This window comes from Alphaproteobacteria bacterium, assembly GCA_004295055.1.
Lineage (GTDB): Bacteria > Pseudomonadota > Alphaproteobacteria > SHNJ01 > SHNJ01 > SHNJ01.
This window is the reverse complement of record SHNJ01000031.1, coordinates 138,020-153,772: the sequence shown is the minus strand read 5'-3', so window position 1 is coordinate 153,772 and position 15,753 is coordinate 138,020. Positions and strand designations below refer to the sequence as shown.

The window sequence follows — 15,753 nt, the reverse complement described above, 5'->3', positions numbered from 1 at the left end:
CGGGTTTATTTCAACAGAAGAATCAGAAAGGCGGTGCCAAGAATGGCGATACCCATCGCCTGCAACGGTTTTTCCTGAATATAATCGATCAGTTTTTGTTTCCAGGTGTCAATCGCCGCATCGCTGAAAATGCTGGCGGGCGCGTGGCGCGGTTGATCCATATCCAGTTCCAGATCTTCTACCCGCTTGCTAAGCGCCTGTAATTTTTGTTCTAAGGAATTTACGCGATCGGTGACGTTTGAATCGGTCATGAGATACCCCTTGGGAAGAAGCGCATTTAAGCCGATAAGACTCTAAAAAACAATAGTTTTTTAGTGCGCTGCAATCGGCAAAACGGGGGATAAATCCCTAGCTTAAAAGGCTTTTCCGGATCACTGCAACAATATCCGATGCCGCCGATGGCATCGATTTACTGGCTAAGAAATTAATCGAATCGTCAAGCATATACGCTTGATTTTGATTGATTAATTGCCGATGCAGACGTTCATGTTTTACTGGAACCATACCCTTTGGGCTATAGATATATATAGGTTTTCCGGTGCCGCAAGCCTCGGTAATCATGCCGGTGGAATCGCCGCTGACAATTACCGCTTCGGCGCTAGCCAATATGCCCACATAAGGGTTATTGCCGCCTGACTGCCAGTCATAAAAATAATACGGCACCGAAACAAGGCTGGAAATTTTACCGGCAATGGATTGTGGTGTACGCCGGCTGCTGGAAATCAGCAAACTGGCCTTATATTTTGCCGCAAGATTATTGGCCTGCTGTAACAGATCGACGGCACGGCCTTCCGTCAAGCCCCTGCCTTTGCTTTCCCCTCCCAATAAAACGCCAATGCGCGGTGATGGTAAAACTGCAAACATATTTTGCCATTGCTGTTTGGCATCGGACAGTTTTTCTGGCGTTAAACGATGCGGATTGCCAATCGTGCGAACAATATTTTTATGCCGCGAGCGAAAATTATCATGCGCCGGAATGGCCAGCAAATCAAAATAATCATAACAAAATCCAGGATCCATAATTTGCGCGATCTTTGTTTTTGGCGAACGCCGCTTTATCCAAGCCGCCACATACGCAGCGCGGCGTCCGGCGGAAATAATCAAATGGGGCGATGGTCCATTCAGAATTTCTGGATTCATTAACGCCAAACAATTTTTAGAAAATATATTTAGCGCGCAAAGGATAGAATTGGGCAGCTTCGCGAAACAGGAATAATCGATATTTTTTAATTCAAACGGCAATCCCAAGGATTCCGCAACCGCCAGCGCTTGATTTGCGGTACCTGGACGGTGGTCACACAATACCCAGATTATCATTTTCCAGCGGCCTTGCGGATCGCGGAAATGGTGGTGCGATTGGTGATAATTTCCGCTTCGGTTTGAATTTCAATCAAGGCCAATTTGCCGCTTTGTTTCGCCTCATCGAACGCTTTGGCAAAATCTTCGGTCTTTTTTACAACCGCGCCAAACGCGCCATAGGATCTTGCCAGCGCCGCAAAATCGGGATTATGCAAATCCGTCGCAATGGTACGGCCAGGATAATATTTTTCCTGGTGCATTCGAATCGTGCCATACATGCCATTATTGACAACACAAATAATCGGCTTAGATCCATGTTGAATGGCGGTGGCCATTTCCTGACCCGTCATCATAAACCCGCCATCGCCAACAAAACCGACAACGACTTTGTTCGGATGAACCAGTGACGCGGCAATCGCCGCCGGAACGCCATATCCCATCGCGCCATTACCAGGACCAAGCTGTGACGGATATTGCTTCCACTGATAATAACGATGTAACCAACCCGCATAATTTCCGGCATCATTCGCAATAATTGCATCCTTCGGAAGATTTGCATTCAAATGCTGCATAATCTGCGCTAAATCGACTTGCGGCGCTGGATCGAATTTGGTTGGCTGCAAAGCGGCTTCGTACCCCTTGCGGCATTCTGCCGCCCAGTTTTGCCAAGCCTTTCCATTTAATTTCAAATCGCGCACAGCGGCGCAAAACTCCGGCATAGTGGCGGCAATCGCCACATCGGCGCGATAGACATGATTCAACGCATCGGGATTTGGCTGCACATGAATCAATTTCTGACCCATTTGCGGGATGGAAAAAGCGCTATATTCGCGGCTGGTGACTTCGCCAATACGGTCGCCAATCGCAAAAATTACATCGGCCTCTTTCATTCGCGCTACCAGCGCTGCATCCGCGCCAAAATTGATATCGCCGATATAGGATGGCGAGTTGTTATCTATCAAATCCTGACGGCGAAACGCGACCGCGACAGGCAAGTGATTCGATTCGGCGAATTTTTGGAAATCCGATACAGCGCGCGCGGTCCATCCGCCACCACCCAAAATAACAAATGGTTTTGTGGATTTATTCAACAAATCCGTCATTGCCGCGATAGATGATTGATCCGGCGCTGGCGCTGGAATTGGCGCTGGTTTTGTAGCCACCGCGCCGGTTTCATCCGACAATACATTTTCTGGCAATGCGATGACAACTGGCCCAGGACGCCCAGTTTGCGACAATGCAAATGCCCGGTTCATCATTTCTGGAATACGATCGGACGATTCAATTTGCGTTGCCCATTTCGCCAGCGCGCCATACATCACGCGATAATCGACTTCTTGGAATCCTTCGCGGCCAATCACATCGCAACCAACCTGGCCGATCAGTAAAATTAGCGGCGTTTGATCTTGGAACGCGGTGTGAATGCCGATGCTGGCGTTACAAGCCCCAGGCCCACGCGTGACAAAACAAATGCCTGGTTTGCCGGTTAGTTTGCCGTACGCTTCGGCCATAAAGGCCGCACCAGATTCATGCCGGCAAGTAATGACGGTAATTTTGTCGCGCACATCATACAACGCATCCAGCGCGGCGATATAACTTTCCCCTGCGACGCAAAACACATGGCTGACGCCATGTTGAACCAATGTATCGACTAAAACCTGTCCGCCGGTGCGGGATGAAGAATGTTTCATCCCGTTAATAAAGCTTTTTTATTGCAAAAAAACAAGATAATTCAATTAATAAGAACCGCCACGCTGCCTTGCAACAAAAACTGTTAATAGGCCATGAAAATTACCAGTAGATAATTCGTATCCTGGCTTGCCAGCTTTGGCGATTGGTCCCGCGCCTGGATTCGTACATGGCGGTACTTCACCAACCACGTACATTGCCGTATAAAGACCGCCGATAGTATTATCGATAATATCCCTATCCGGAATTCTTGTTTCTTGGATAGGATTGGAGCGCAATTCTAACCATTCCATTTGCTTAGTACTCGTCGCACAAGGCACACGTACAATCGGTGCTGACTTCGGTTTAGCAGTGCGTTTAGTATGCAAATCGTCCAACAAATAAAATAATGTTGGATTTTGCGGATCCGCACCCTTTGTCGGTGTAATAATATCCAAAGCTTGTTTTAAAAAATCTACAGACAATTTAGCTGGATCTAACAAATTCCTGGTGCGTGTAGGCGGCGTACGGTTTTCATATAAATCCCTGGCATCATCGTATAATGCCTTTTCTAGCGCTTCCAAAAATGTTGGCACATGCCCATAAACTAATGGGGCGAAAGTTACAGCAACTGTAGCTGTGCTTGGTTCTACCAAACCCGTTGGTGCGGAAGTCATCTCTCTTCTCCTTAAAGTTAGTTATATTTTCCTATTCAACTCGCCGTTTTGCTTGGTCTTATAAATACATAAACATATCTTTATGTAGTTATCTATAGGAGCCTTGCGGGAAAAAAGCAAGCCTATTTTTATCGTTGATTTAAAATAAAAAAATAGCCGGTTGATTGATCAACCGGCTGTATTTGGGCTTGTAAAATTATCGACAGCGTCTGCGTCCACATAATAAGCCTTGTTTTACCGCTGGAGGTAAATCAAGCTTTTGTCTTGGTTGGGATGCAGATGTACATGGGCGCCTGGAATAGCCAACGTCACGAGGGCCAGGCAGATATATATCTAAGAAAGCGTCGGTTGAATCAATATGCATAGTCTCTCTCCTTGGTTGGGGTTGAAGCCGTAGTAAACATAACTATATAAATATATGTTTATATATTTATGTCAATGGAAAAAGCGACATACAACAGAAAATTTTTAAATCATTGATTTTTATAGAAAATATCCTATCTTCTTTTTATGAGCACAAAAATTTCTATCATCGGTGGCGGAATTGTGGGGCTTGGAATTGGCTGGTATCTCGCCCGTGCCGGATATGAAACCCATATTTTCGAACGCGATGTGGCAGGGCGCGCGGCGTCTTGGGCGGCGGGTGGGATGTTGCCGCCGGAAATTGAAACCGAACCGACAGAAAAAAATCTTTATTCCCTCTCCGCCGAATCCCTAAATTTGTGGCCGGAATTTGCAGCGCAATTGGAATCTGCATCGAGTGCAAAAATTCATTTTCAAAAAAATGGATCGATGATGGTCGCACGCGATGCGGATGATATCGAACGCCTGAAATTTTTACACAAACTGCATCAGGATTATGGATTAGATCCAGAATATTTATCGGGATATGACGCCCGCAAATTGGAACCGCATTTGGGACGCAATATCGTCGCAGCTATTCACCACCCGAACGATGCCCATGTCGACAATCGCGCCTGCGTTAAGGCCTTGATTACCGCATTCCAAAAATCCGGCGGCAAATTGCACGAACAAGCGTCTATAGAATCGGTGGAAATCGAAAATAACCGCATCACTGGCCTTGTTTGCAAGAGCGAGAAAATTAAATCGGATATCATTATCAATGCCGCCGGTGCCTGGGCAGCGGAAATCCAGGGCCTGCCGGAACACACCATTCCGCCGGTGCGCCCGGTAAAAGGCCAAATGATCGCGCTGACCACAACGCCGCATACGCAATTGATCCGCAAATTGATATGGAGCCCGGATGTGTATTTAATTCCGCAACCTGGGCGTTTGTTAATTGGCGCGAGTGTCGAAGAAATGGGATTCAATAATGATCTAACCGCCGGCGCGCAGATGGATTTGCTGAACGAAGCCTATCGTATTTTGCCAGGCATCTATGATTTGCCGATTCTGGAATCCTGGACTGGGTTTAGACCCACCAGCCGCGACGATGCGCCGATTCTGGGCCCAACCGAAATCGACGGTTTGATTTTAGCCACCGGCCATCACCGCAACGGTATTTTATTAGCCCCGTTGACGGCTCAATCGATATTTTCCCTAATTCACAACGGGCAAATGCCGGCCGAGATTCAAGACTTTACTATCGCCCGTTTTGCAGCGTAAAATAAGACCATGAACAATCTTCAAATCATCATCAACGGCGAGAAGCGCGAGTATTTCCAAGAATCGCTGTTGTTTTATATGCAGGCCAAAAATATTACACCGACGACTGGCGGCGTTGCGGTGGCAGTGAACAACAATGTCATCCCGCGCAGCCAATGGGCCAGCTTCATTCCAAAGCCCAGCGATACGATTGAAATTATCACCGCAGTTAGCGGAGGCTAAGTGAGCGATAAACTTACCATCGCTGGAAAATCTTTTTCATCGCGTTTGTTGATGGGCACTGCTCTTTATCCAAATCAACAGACTTTGCTGGATGCGCTTGATGCCAGCGGATGCGAAATTACAACGGTTGCAATCCGCCGCGTTAGCGTCGAAAACAGCCGCGAGAATTTATATCAGTTATTGAAACCTAAATATCATTTATTGCCCAACACCGCCGGATGCTATACCGCGCGCGATGCGGTTTTGACAGCGCAATTGGCGCGCGAAGCATTGCAAACCAATTGGATCAAACTTGAGGTGATTGGCGATGACGATACGTTATTGCCGGATGTCGAACATTTATTGTCCGCCGCATCGGAATTGGTAAAAGACGGTTTTGTGGTTCTGCCTTATTGCAACGATGATCCGATTACTTGCCAAAAATTAGAGGATATGGGTTGTGCCGCGGTGATGCCGCTGGCCGCGCCAATTGGGTCGGGCGCCGGGATTCGCAATCCATATAATCTGGAAATTATCCGCGCGCGTATTTCCGTGCCATTGATTGTCGATGCAGGAATCGGCACAGCGTCTGACGCCGCATTAGCCATGGAATTGGGATGTGACGGGATCTTACTGAATTCCGCCGTTGCCCGCGCCAAAGATCCCGTGCAAATGGCAAAAGCGATGAAATTGGCGATTGAATCGGGACGATTAGCCCATCAAGCCGGACGCATACCCAAGCGTCTTTATGGCGAACCATCCAGCCCCATGACCGGCCGGATTGGAAAATCAAAAGCATCCTAGATTATTACTTAATCGAATCATTAATAAAAAATTTAGCAGTTTCAATAAATTGTGATCGGACAATCACGTACTGAATAAAGCATATGGAAAATTGTGTTTCTGGAACTTTATTAACTATTTTCCAACCTTACTTGACTATTATTATTTGTGCAGCGCAAAAGAATTGGCGTAAGATTGTTCCACCAATCCTTCCTGTTGTTGTTCCAAAAAGTTCCAAATTTTTCTGATGTAAAGGATATTTGCCATGAACCCGCCAGCCTCTGCTATCGCCGAGAAAAAAGCTGACCCTGCGAATAAACAAACCGCCACTTTGCACGACCCTGTTACCGGCAAAGATTTCAATCTGCCGATGATGCATGGCACCGTTGGCCCAAGCGTGGTCGATGTTCGCAAATTTTATGCGGAGTCCGGATATTTCACTTACGACCCAAGCTATTCTTCTACCGCGTCATGCGAATCGAAAATCACCTTTATCGATGGCGATAAAGGCGTATTGCTGCATCGCGGTTATCCAATCGATGAACTCGCTGAAAAAAGCACCTTCTTGGAAGTAGCCTATTTATTGCTGCATGGCGAATTGCCAAACAAAAAAGAACATGACGATTTCAATTTTTCGATCACCCACCACACCATGGTGCACGAACAATTGCAATTATTTTATCGCGGTTTCCGCCGCGATGCGCACCCGATGGCCGTTATGTGCGGCGTTGTCGGCGCACTGTCGGCGTTCTATCACGATTCGCTGGATATTCGCGATGCACAGCAACGCGAAATCGCTTCGCATCGCCTGATCGCGAAAATGCCAACCTTGGCCGCTATGACATATAAATATGCCATCGGCCAGCCATTCGTATATCCGCGCAACGATCTGGATTATTCCAGCAATTTCTTGCGTATGTGCTTTGCCGTCCCGGCGGAAGAATACAAGGTCAACCCGATTCTTGCCAAAGCCATGGATCGCATTTTGATCTTGCACGCCGATCATGAACAAAACGCATCCACATCGACCGTGCGGAACGCCGGTTCGTCAGGCGCCAATCCTTTTGCCTGTATCGCTGCCGGTATCGCATCTTTATGGGGTCCTGCCCATGGCGGCGCCAACGAAGCGGTGCTGGATATGCTGGCTCAAATCGGCAGTAAAGATAAAGTCGCCGATTACGTCAAACGCGTCAAAAACAAAGAAGACGGCATCCGTCTGATGGGCTTTGGCCATAGGGTTTACAAAAATCACGACCCGCGCGCGACCGTAATGCGCAAAACCTGCCACGAGGTTTTGGGTGAATTGGGCATCAATGATCCATTGCTGGATCTGGCCATGGAATTGGAACGTATCGCCCTTCAGGACGATTATTTCATTGCCAAGAAATTGTACCCCAACGTCGATTTCTATTCTGGTATTATATTAAAAGCGATGAATTTCCCGGTAAGCTTGTTTACCGTTCTGTTCGCCCTGGCCCGTACATCCGGCTGGATCGCGCAATGGAAAGAAATGATCGAAGATCCGGAATTCCGCATTTCCCGCCCACGCCAGTTGTACACTGGCGCAACCAAGCGGGCTTATGTGCCGATGGATAAAAGGTAATGGGTTTAGGGTTTTGGGTACAGGGTTTTGAAAATTTTGACCCAAACCCCAGAACCCAAAACCCCATATCTTTAACGATTTATTGACCAATTTCACGGTAAACTAAAAATAGCTAGGTAAGCAAAGGGTTTATGAGATGAGCAACAACGTTACACCCCTCCGTCGGGCCAAAAAGTCTTGGAAAAGCAATTATTTGCCCCGTGTTGAACGGGAAGCCGCCACCAAGGCTATCCGCCGCCTTTGCCACCGTCCAGCAAATGATAACCAAGCCACTTTGTTGCAGGCAGTCAAAACCAGTCTGATCCGGTATCAAGCCGCGTTCACCATGGGTTTTATCACCATTGCGACTATCATTATCACCGCCACACAGGCGTTAAGCTAATAATCTAATTTAAGAATGCGCGGCGATCGCCTTTGGCGATTGTTTTCCCGCATCTTTAAGTATATCCAATATAATGGCCGCCGCCGCGCCGGATGAACTTTCGCCGATTGGCGCGGCCAGCATAGTCAGCGCATCCTGCCCGGCCTGAAGTTGTTTTTGCCGGGAAATTTCATTTTGCATCAAATCTTCAATTGCGGTTGCCAGATTTTCCGGCGTCGCCCGTTCTTGGAAAAATTCTGGAATTGCCGGACGATTCAATAAAATATTGGTCAGGGTAAAATATTTCAATTTTACCAGCATGCGTGCGATCAAGGCCGATAGCGGACTTACTTTGTACGCTACGACTGTTGGAATCCGCGCTTGCGCCAATTCCAAGGTGACCGTGCCGGAAGCGGCCAGCGCCACACTGGCCGAAGCAAATACGTCTTTCTTATTAGCCGGCGTGGTTTCATACAAAAAGAACCGGGTGACTTTATCCTGATATTCCCACAATAATCGCGACATTGGCGAAAATGGTTCTACATCTCCGGTTTTTCCGGATTCGGTTTTGGTTTTAACATCGTTCAAATAATCTTTGTCTTTTTCCGCATCGATATTGGAAAATACCGGAATCATAATGGGTAGCGGCCCATATTTATCCTCGAGGATTTTCGCCGCCTGTAAAAATGTGGGAAGCAAACGGCGCACTTCGCCGATCCGGCTGCCGGGCAGAATCATCAACATAAAATCATCCGGCAATAAATCTATTTTCTGCCTGAATTCGCTGCCATTGCCATCGCCCAAATCGGAATCCGTTACCGGATGGCCGATAAAGGTTGCGGGTAAACCTTCTGCTTGAAAATAAGGCGGCTCGCACGGGAATAGACACAATAAATGATCGAACAATTTCGCCATGGTTTTAGCACGGCCCGGACGCCAGGCCCAAACGCTGGGTGCTACATAATGAATCAGCGGGATTTTGCCTTTGCCCAATTTTTTGGCAACCCGCTTATTGAATCCGGGCGAATCGATAGTCACAACCGCATCGGGTTGCCAGTCGCGAATGGTTTTGACGGTTTCACTGATACGACGCAGCAAGTGCGGAATATGCGGGATGATTTCCGTAAATCCCATCAACGAAATTTCGTGCATTGGAAAAATACTTTGCAAGCCCTGCAAAGCCATCAGATCGCCGCCAATGCCGCGAAATTCTACCTCTCCATGCCGCTCACGCAAAGATTGCATTAATCCCGCGCCCAATACGTCGCCGGACATTTCGCCTGCTATGATGAATATTTTTAATGGCTTCATGCCAAATCGTCCGGCTGAAAGCCGTACAAGAAAATTCCCGCTTTGTCGGCTTTGGTTTTGCTAAGATCGTGTTCTAGAATCAAAGTTCCATTCGCCTCGACCGCAATACCGGAAAATCCGGCGGCTGCGGCATTATCGACCGTGATTGGTCCAACTGCCGGCAAATCCGCACGGCTTTCCTGGCCAAGTTTGCGCATCTTTACCAGCACCGCACCCTCGCCAGGACGCTGCAATCCCTGGCAGCGTTTGATCAAGTCATCGGTGCCTTCCGCCGCCTCAATCCCAAGCACCATGCCGCCTTGAACGACGACTGCCTGGCCGACATCCATTTTCGAAAGGCTGCGTAAAACCTCAATGCCTTTTTTAATATCTTCCTTAGCGGCATCGGTTGGTCCGGTTTTGCCCAACACACCTTTACCGGTAATCATTTGCGGCAAAATATCTTCGATACCGATAACTTTGAATCCTTCGGATTCCAATTCCTTGATCACCGCTTTGAACAAACCGTCATCGCCGAGACGCCAGCCGATTTTAGCGAGAATTTTAGTGCCGCGCCAATCCGGCGCAAGGCTGGATAATGGCGGACGTTTCATGGAACCAACCAGGATCAGTTCACTGACGCCTTCGCGTTTTAAAGTGGTGATAATGTCGTTGGCCGCGCCTAAACGCGCCCATTTATGCGGCACGCCAACGATTAATTCGGGGTCGGTTTGGCCCTCGAACGCCAAAACAAAATAAGGGCGCAACGTATCGTTGCAGGCCTGCATTACCGCCTTTGGCAGAGATCCGCGTCCGGCCAAGATTCCGAGTTTCGATGTAACGGATGGCATAAATATACTTTCTACTCGCCGCCGGATTTTGGCTGACAAATGGCGCGGTTGGAATCTTTGCGGATAAATTCGATAATGTCGCTAATGGCTTTATGGTCTTTGAACAACTCGGCCACGTCTTCGATCCGTTCGGCCAAGGTGCCTTCTTCGGCGAACAACAAACGATACGCATTGCGTAAAGAATGAATATCCTCGCGTTCGAAACCGCGACGTTTCAATCCAACCAGATTCAAACCGGCCAGATGCGCGCGTTCACCGGCAACCAAGCCATAGGGGATAACATCGTTTTCAACGCCCGACATGCCACCAATCATCGCATGCGCGCCGATGCGTACAAATTGATGCACAGCGGATAATCCGCCCAAAATGGCAAAGTCGCCGACCTGCACATGGCCAGCCAACGTGGCGTTGTTGGCCAGAATGACATTGTTACCCACTTTGCAATCATGCGCGACGTGCGATCCCACCATAAACAAACAATTATCGCCGACACTGGTCATCATCCCGCCGCCTTCGGTGCCCGGATTCATGGTTACATGTTCGCGAATCACATTGTTTTTGCCGATAATCAATTGCGATTTTTCGCCTTTATATTTCAAATCCTGCGGCGGATGACCAATGGATGCAAACGGATAGATGGTTGTGCCAGCGCCAATTTTTGTCCGTCCAGCAACCACCACATGCGATGTTAAACGCACATTATCTTCGATAACGACTTCTTCACCGACCACGCAAAATGGGCCGATTTGCGCGGAAGCGGCAATTTTAGCGCCTTGTTCCACCACCGCGCTTGGATGAATGTTGCTGCCGACCGTAATATTGGATTTAATTTGCGGATGCGCCATTGGATTATTCCTTGCGATCCAGAATCATCGCCGAATAAGTCGCTTCGGCCACCAATTGATCGCCTACGTTGGCTTCGGCACTGAATTTCCAAATATTGCCGCGGCTGCGTTCTTTTTTCACATGCAACATTAACTGATCGCCAGGCACCACCGGTTTGCGGAAGCGTGCTTCGTCAATAGTCATAAAATAAACCAGCTTGCCTTCGGATTCCGGACCCAAGGTGCGCACCACCAGAATTCCGGCAGCCTGCGCCATGGCTTCGATAATCAAAACGCCAGGCATTACCGGATGGTTTGGGAAATGCCCTTGGAAATAAGGTTCGTTAATCGATACGTTCTTAATTCCAGTACAGCCGACATCGGGCACCACATTGATCACGCGGTCGATCATCAGGAACGGATAGCGGTGCGGAATCATGCGCGTGATTTGCGCATACTCGATCACTTCTGGAGCAGATTCTTTCATTTTCAACACATTCGATTCACTGGACATATCAACCTCTTTATACCTTTTGCCCGGAGTCTCCGCAACCAGGGCCAAAACCTCAGGAATCCGCGGTTTTCTTGTGCTTGGTTAACTGGGTCAGGCTGGCGGTCTGGCGATGCCATTGTTTAATAGGCACAGCCGGATACCCACCTACTGCCTCGCCCGGCGCGATATCGCGCATAACACCGGCCTTGGCGGCAACCTTTGCACCTTTACCAATTTTCACATGGCCAGCAATGCCTGCTTGGCCGCCCAGTTGTACATAATCGGATAAAATTGTACTGCCGGAAATTCCCACCTGACTGACAATCACACAGCCGCGCCCGGTACGTACATTATGGCCGATCTGCACCAAATTATCGATCATGGTGCCAGGGCCGATGACCGTATCGCCCAGCGCGCCGCGATCAATCGTACTGTTCGCGCCGATTTCCACATCGTCTTCGACAATCACGCGGCCCAACTGTGGCACCTTTACCGGGACAGCCGCATCCGGCGCAAAACCGAACCCTGGCTGGCCCAAGCAAACGCCGGGATAAATCACCACCCGGTTGCCGACCAAACAATGGCTAATCGTTACATTGGACATAATATGGCAATCGGCACCAATCACGACATTGTTTTTGACCACTACATTTTCTTCAATCAACGTGCCGGCGCCAATTTCAACCCCAGCGCCAATCACCACACCCGCGCCAAGCGAACAAGGCGAAGCGATTTTCGCGGATGGATCGACAATCGCCGATGAGTGGCGGTAAGATTCTGTGACGAGTTGTTTCGGATAAAAAGCCTGTGCGATACGGGCATAGGTTTTGTAAGGATTATTGGAAATCAACAATTCCATACCCTTCGGTCCACGTCCGACAAAATCCGGCGAAACCACGCACGCGCCAGCCTTCGATTCCAAAAACAAGTTTTGATATTTGCGATTATCGAAAAAACTGACCTGTTCCGGACCGGCATCCTGCAAGGTCGCCACATCCAAAAATTGGCGATCCATATGCGCTTCGGGCAAAAGCTGCGCCTGCCCTAACCTTGCAAGATCGGCAAGAGTAAATGGGCCAACATTACGGTGAAAGCGCGAGTCAGCCATGAATCTTAATTGGTCTTTGGTTTTTCGGCCGCTTTTGGCGAAGCGCCCAAAGTTACCGGAATTGCGGTTACTTGCGCATCCAAATTCGCGATCACGTCTTTGGTGATATCGGCGGTGCGTTGCGCCAAAAATACCTGACTGCGGGTCAATACCAAGGTTACGCCTTTATCTTCGGCGATTTTGCCGACAATCTGGAAAATCTTGCCTTGCAGTTCCTGGGTTGCCTTGCCCATGGCCATTTCCAATTGCTTGCGCTTGTCTTGAGCCGAACGCTGTGCGTCAGCGACGCTTTTTTCGAATTCACGGCGTTTTTTGGCAAAATCGTCGGCAGAAATCGAAGCGCGCTGTTTGTTCAATTCCTGATCCTGGCCGCGCAATTTTTCTTCTTGCTTGGCGAATTCATCCTGAAAGCTTTTGCGTAATTTATCCAATTGATCTTGGATATTCTTGCCTGCTTTGGAATCTTTCAATACGGCCTGCAAATCAACCACCGCGATTTTTAGCGGCTTTTCAGCAGGCGTATCGGCGGCTTGCGCCAATACTGGCGACAACAAAAACACAGCCATCAATAGAACAATAATCTTTTTCATTTTTAAAACCTCGTGCCAAATGTAAATCTAAATGTTTCTTTTTTATCCTCTGGTTCATCCGCAACCGGAGCCGCAATATCGACCCGGATAGGGCCGAACGGCGAACGCCAGGAAACACCAAAACCAACCGACGCGCGCAACGAACCAGAATCAGCAATGCCAGGGCCTGATTGATCGACCCCGGTCAATGTACCAAAATCCGAAAATACAGCCCCCAACACACCTAATTCTTCCGGCAAACCAAGGGGGAATTTTAATTCCACGGTACCGGTGGCGTATTTATTGCCGCCCAAAGCATCTCTTGTCGCCAAGTCGCGGGGGCCAATACCGGATGACTGAAACCCGCGTAAATTGCCGCCACCGACGAAAAACCGGTCGGTAATTCGGATATCCCGGCCAATCTTGGCAATATAGCCTGCTTCAGCACTGATTCCAAGTATCCAGTTTTCGGCAATTGGAGTGTAATATCCGGCACCGAAGTCAGGGCGTACATACCGGGAATCACCGCCGAAACCCGCTAAATCAGCCCCAAAACGCAGGAAATAGCCGTTGGATGGATCTTGGCGGTTATCCAGTTTGTCATAGTACAGAGTCTGGGTAATGGCTGATGTGGTATTCACGCCTTTTTGCTGCTGGATGTATACGGAAGCATCGCTGTCGATATTGCGAACTTCGACGCGTTTTGCACCGTATTTCCATTCTTGGGACAGGGCTTCGTTAATATTGTATTTAAAGCGCAATGCACCGCCAGAACGGGTTTCATCATAAGAACTTTGGCGTTGATTTTCACGGGTGATGTGGAACAAATCCACGCCAGCGGATAAGTTACGATCCATAAAATAAGGTTCGGTAAATCCAATATCGAATTCGGTGCGGCGGGTGGACAATGTGGCGGCTACTTTTAAATCTTGCCCTTTGCCAAGCAGGTTGCGTTCGCGCAAACGGATATCGCCGAGCAATTGTTCGGAAGTAGAGTAACCCGCGCCAAACGAAATCTCGCCAGTCGACTGTTCGGAAACCTTAACATTCACTTTGGTTTTATCCGGTGTCGAACCTTGTTCGGTGGTAATTTCAGTCTTTTCAAAATAACCTAGATTCTGCAAGCGCTGCTTGGTGCGGCGGATCTTTGCGGCGTTGAATGGATCGCCTTCCGCCACTTTAAATTCACGGCGAATGACGCGGTCTTCGGTACGCACGTTACCGATGATATTAATCGATTCCACAAATACGCGCGGACCTTCGCTGATCACAAAACGGACGTCGATGGTACGATCTTTGGTATTTTGCTGAATAACCGGATCGACATTGACAAATGCGTATCCAAGCGCGCTGACTTCGGTTGTCAACTCATCCGTGGTTCTTTCCAAAGAACGGGAATCATACCAATCCCCTTTGTCGAAATCGACATAGTCATAAAGCGGTTTTGGGTCCAAACCTTTTAATTTTGGATCGAAGCTGACATCGTTGAACTTATAACGCTCGCCTTCATCGATCGTAAAAGTGATATAAAAATCTTCTTGGTTAGGCGCCAGTTCCGCAACCGCCGATACAACGCGGAAATCGGCATAGCCTTGGCGCAAGTAAAAGCGGCGCAGCAATTCTTTATCCGCATTCAGACGGTCTGGATCATAGCTGTCATCCGAGCCAAAGAAACGGTACCATGCGGTTTCGCGCGTAGCTACCTCGTTACGCAAAGTGCCATCGGAAAAATTTCTATTTCCAACAAAGGTAATGCGCGCAATGCCGTTTTTCTTGGCTTCATCAATTTCGAACACCAAATCGACGCGATTTTGATTCAGCGATATAATTTTCGGTTCCACCTTTGCGGCATAGCGGCCAGAGCGGCGGTAAATTTCCTGAATCCGAGTTACATCGGATTGAACCTTGGCGCGGGTTAACACATTGCGTGGCTTTAATTGAATTTCATTGCGTAAAGTATCGGCTTCGATCTTTTTTGCGCCTTCGAAGGTAATGCGGTTGATAATTGGGTTTTCTTTGACTGAAATCACCAAAATCTGACCGGTACGGCGCAGGCGGACATCCGCAAACAAGCCTGTATTATAAAGCGCCTTTAAACCCCTATCCAAAGGACGATCGGCGAAATTATCGCCTGGTTTTAGACCCAGATAGGATTTAATGGTAACAGGATCGATACGCTCCGCCCCTTCAATCTGAATATCGCTGATCGGATCAGCAGCGGGAGCCGGCGCCGCAGATGGCTGAGGCAGTTGAGACAATTGGACAAAGACGGAGTTATTAGAACTACCGGCACTACCGCTGCTTTGCGCGGCGGCAATAAGCGGCAGGCTTAGAAAAGCCAGCAGCAAAAACAATAGCTTCGCGGATTTGGACAATGGTAATACCCTGGTAGGATGTCGA

The 15,753-nt window shown here is 48.5% G+C and carries 16 protein-coding genes; 5 read left to right on the top strand and 11 right to left on the bottom strand.

Translation table 11 applies throughout. From position 1 onward, the window contains the following. Nucleotides 1-5 precede the first annotated feature (5 nt). From EYC62_08315 to EYC62_08300, 4 genes are all read right to left on the bottom strand, one after another. Nucleotides 6-251: a hypothetical protein gene (locus EYC62_08315; GenBank protein TAH32732.1), complete on the bottom strand. Its 246-nt coding sequence runs from the start codon at nucleotides 249-251 to the stop codon at nucleotides 6-8. 97 nt (nucleotides 252-348) lie between these two features. Further along, nucleotides 349-1,317: a nucleoside-diphosphate sugar epimerase gene (locus EYC62_08310; GenBank protein ID TAH32731.1), complete on the bottom strand. Its 969-nt coding sequence runs from the start codon at nucleotides 1,315-1,317 to the stop codon at nucleotides 349-351. After that, nucleotides 1,314-2,990, bottom strand: a complete 1,677-nt coding sequence (locus tag EYC62_08305; protein ID TAH32730.1) for a thiamine pyrophosphate-binding protein — start codon at nucleotides 2,988-2,990, stop codon at nucleotides 1,314-1,316. The genes EYC62_08310 and EYC62_08305 overlap by 4 nt, the downstream gene beginning before the upstream one ends. A 45-nt stretch (nucleotides 2,991-3,035) precedes the next feature. Further along, complete coding sequence (locus EYC62_08300) at nucleotides 3,036-3,644, bottom strand: hypothetical protein (protein ID TAH32729.1); 609 nt, start codon at nucleotides 3,642-3,644, stop codon at nucleotides 3,036-3,038. A 510-nt stretch (nucleotides 3,645-4,154) separates the two neighbouring features. Between EYC62_08300 and thiO the strand changes: the two genes are divergently transcribed. The 5 genes from thiO (at nucleotide 4,155) to EYC62_08275 (ending at nucleotide 8,239) form a co-directional block, all read left to right on the top strand. Next, the gene (gene thiO / locus EYC62_08295; protein TAH32728.1) at nucleotides 4,155-5,270 is read left to right on the top strand and encodes a glycine oxidase ThiO; all 1,116 of its coding nucleotides are present in this window, start codon (nucleotides 4,155-4,157) and stop codon (nucleotides 5,268-5,270) included. A gap of 9 nt (nucleotides 5,271-5,279) precedes the next feature. After that, on the top strand, nucleotides 5,280-5,492 hold the full coding sequence (gene thiS, locus EYC62_08290) for a sulfur carrier protein ThiS (protein ID TAH32727.1): 213 nt from the start codon (nucleotides 5,280-5,282) through the stop codon (nucleotides 5,490-5,492). After that, complete coding sequence (locus EYC62_08285; protein TAH32726.1) at nucleotides 5,493-6,275, top strand: thiazole synthase; 783 nt, start codon at nucleotides 5,493-5,495, stop codon at nucleotides 6,273-6,275. 244 nt (nucleotides 6,276-6,519) lie between these two features. Then, nucleotides 6,520-7,857, top strand: a complete 1,338-nt coding sequence (locus EYC62_08280; GenBank protein TAH32725.1) for a citrate synthase — start codon at nucleotides 6,520-6,522, stop codon at nucleotides 7,855-7,857. Nucleotides 7,858-7,993: 136 nt separating this feature from the next. Next, nucleotides 7,994-8,239 (top strand): hypothetical protein, encoded by a 246-nt coding sequence (locus tag EYC62_08275; GenBank protein TAH32724.1) that lies wholly within the window; start codon nucleotides 7,994-7,996, stop codon nucleotides 8,237-8,239. Nucleotides 8,240-8,248: 9 nt separating this feature from the next. Here the strand turns inward: EYC62_08275 and lpxB are convergent, their stop codons facing one another. From lpxB to bamA, 7 genes are read right to left on the bottom strand one after another with little or no spacing between them, the layout of a single operon-like run. After that, nucleotides 8,249-9,529 carry a lipid-A-disaccharide synthase gene (gene lpxB / locus EYC62_08270; protein ID TAH32723.1) on the bottom strand — a complete coding sequence of 427 codons (1,281 nt, stop codon included), beginning with the start codon at nucleotides 9,527-9,529 and terminating at the stop codon, nucleotides 8,249-8,251. Continuing rightward, on the bottom strand, nucleotides 9,526-10,359 hold the full coding sequence (locus EYC62_08265) for an LpxI family protein (protein ID TAH32722.1): 834 nt from the start codon (nucleotides 10,357-10,359) through the stop codon (nucleotides 9,526-9,528). The genes lpxB and EYC62_08265 overlap by 4 nt, the downstream gene beginning before the upstream one ends. An 11-nt stretch (nucleotides 10,360-10,370) precedes the next feature. After that, on the bottom strand, nucleotides 10,371-11,204 hold the full coding sequence (locus tag EYC62_08260) for an acyl-ACP--UDP-N-acetylglucosamine O-acyltransferase (protein ID TAH32721.1): 834 nt from the start codon (nucleotides 11,202-11,204) through the stop codon (nucleotides 10,371-10,373). Between the two features lie 4 nt (nucleotides 11,205-11,208). After that, on the bottom strand, nucleotides 11,209-11,697 hold the full coding sequence (fabZ, locus tag EYC62_08255) for a 3-hydroxyacyl-ACP dehydratase FabZ (GenBank protein TAH32720.1): 489 nt from the start codon (nucleotides 11,695-11,697) through the stop codon (nucleotides 11,209-11,211). Between the two features lie 52 nt (nucleotides 11,698-11,749). Beyond that, on the bottom strand, nucleotides 11,750-12,784 hold the full coding sequence (lpxD, locus tag EYC62_08250; GenBank protein TAH32719.1) for a UDP-3-O-(3-hydroxymyristoyl)glucosamine N-acyltransferase: 1,035 nt from the start codon (nucleotides 12,782-12,784) through the stop codon (nucleotides 11,750-11,752). A 5-nt stretch (nucleotides 12,785-12,789) separates the two neighbouring features. After that, nucleotides 12,790-13,374: an OmpH family outer membrane protein gene (locus EYC62_08245; GenBank protein TAH32718.1), complete on the bottom strand. Its 585-nt coding sequence runs from the start codon at nucleotides 13,372-13,374 to the stop codon at nucleotides 12,790-12,792. Between the two features lie 2 nt (nucleotides 13,375-13,376). Next, the gene (gene bamA, locus EYC62_08240) at nucleotides 13,377-15,728 is read right to left on the bottom strand and encodes an outer membrane protein assembly factor BamA (protein TAH32717.1); all 2,352 of its coding nucleotides are present in this window, start codon (nucleotides 15,726-15,728) and stop codon (nucleotides 13,377-13,379) included. Nucleotides 15,729-15,753 lie beyond the last annotated feature (25 nt).